Origin of the sequence: Sodalis sp. (in: enterobacteria) (assembly GCF_047607725.1) — a bacterium.
Classification (GTDB): Bacteria; Pseudomonadota; Gammaproteobacteria; order Enterobacterales; family Enterobacteriaceae; genus JBLKSS01.
The window spans coordinates 1-1,715 of the sequence record NZ_JBLKSS010000289.1; the positions used below are offsets into that span (position 1 = coordinate 1).

The 1,715-nt window shown below is 54.8% G+C and carries 2 pseudogenes; one reads left to right on the forward strand and one right to left on the reverse strand.

From position 1 onward, the window contains the following. Window positions 1-137 precede the first annotated feature (137 nt). Window positions 138-1,075, reverse strand: a pseudogene (gene sppA / locus ACMX3H_RS18465) (signal peptide peptidase SppA); the annotation flags it as partial. 233 nt (window positions 1,076-1,308) lie between these two features. Here sppA and ACMX3H_RS18470 point away from each other — a divergent pair. Further along, window positions 1,309-1,596: pseudogene (locus ACMX3H_RS18470) on the forward strand (nitroreductase family protein); the annotation flags it as partial. Window positions 1,597-1,715: the final 119 nt, after the last annotated feature.

The window sequence follows — 1,715 nt, forward strand, 5'->3', positions numbered from 1 at the left end:
ATATCTTTCTGAACGGACATTACACCTTTATCAGCGAAGGGAAAGAACTCGACCTGGACGCCATGATTGAAGGTCTTACGTTGTCATAGTCGTATGGCGTAAGCCCGCAAAATTTTGGCGGCTTCCCGCTTACAACCCCAAATACTGATGCCGTTGAACGCCTTGTCGCGCTTGTTCCAGCCAAAAGCCTTGGTCAGCGCGTCGTCAATCGCCGAACGGGACGCCACCTCATCGACCCATTTGTTATTCAGCGCAAATTGCGCGGTATTGCCCTGTACAGCGCGCGCAGGCCGTCCAGCATTGCCTGGGCGCCCGGGAACAATTGCTGCGGCGTAATTTACCGGTTGGCCGCGGCCGTCGTCAGATAATGCTGCCAAAGCTGACCAACCCAGCGGCTATCGGCCTCGCGGGCATCGTCGGACATATTGTCGCGCAAGAAAGGTTCGACCGCGGACTTATAAGTGCCGACGCGGAAGATGTGGCTATTGACTTTTAGTTTGTCGAGCAAGGTCTTGTAGTAGAGGTTATTCGTGGCGATACCGTGTAAATCCACCGCGCCCTGGGGCGTGAGATAGATTTTATTGGCATAGCTGGCAAGGAAGTATTGCGCCTGGCTATAACTGTCGCCCACGGCATAGATGGGTTTGCCGCTGTCGCGGAATTCGCGCAGCGCCTTACCGATGTACTGCAGCGAGGCCTGATCCGCCCCGGAGAAATCTTTCAGAGACAGTACCAGCCCGGTGATATTGGCGTCGCTTTTCGCCTGGCGCAGTGTATCTACCACGTCAAATAGCGAATTTTCCTGCAGCCGGTTGCTGGAAGCGCCGAGTAATTCGCGGCCGAGCTGACGCAATTTATTATTCATTGCCGGCTTGTCGACCACCGTACCGGTCAGATCCATCACCAATACGCCTTTTGCCGGCGTCGGCGGCGTGTGCCGTACTTGTAAATAGATCCCCACCACCACGATGATGAGGACCACTAAAAATACGTTGAGGATAAATTCGCGGATAAAATTCAATAAACGCCAGCCCCACTTAAACGGTCCGGAAATAATTCGCCACAATGTGCGCATGAGATCTCCAATAAAACAGCGAAGTCCAAAATCATAATATAAAATTTGTTCGGCCGCGCTCTAAAAAACGCTACAGGTAAACCTTACCGCCGCGCGTTCAGGCCCTCGCCCCGGACGAACGGAGAAAAGCGGGCGCCGTCCTGTTGCCTCCGCCCTCAACAACGGTAGCACGCTATTACAGGTCAGGGCGCTATGATACCGTTAACGCCCTATTCTACCTTAGGAGTGAACTCATGGATGCATTGGAACTGTTACTAAATCGCCGCTCAGCTTCCCGTTTAACCGAGCCTGCGCCGGCCGGTGAGGCGCTGGACCTGCTGCTGCGTGCGGGTATGCGCGCTCCGGACCATGGCGCTCTGCAACCGTGGCGCTTCATCATCATCGAAGGCGAAGGCCGCACCCGGCTGAGCGAATTGCTCAGCCAGTCGGCGATGAACGCCGGTATGGATCAAAAAGGCATTGAAAAAGCGAAACAGGCGCCGTTTCGCGCGCCGCTGATTATTGCTGGTTCCGGTCACGTCCGATCACTGATTCCGATTTCACCCGATCACTGATTCCGGTCGCCCGATCAGCGATTCCGATTCTGTCCGATCGCTCATCTTCTGTTCCGCCATACTCTGGAGACTTTTAGCTTCCGGGG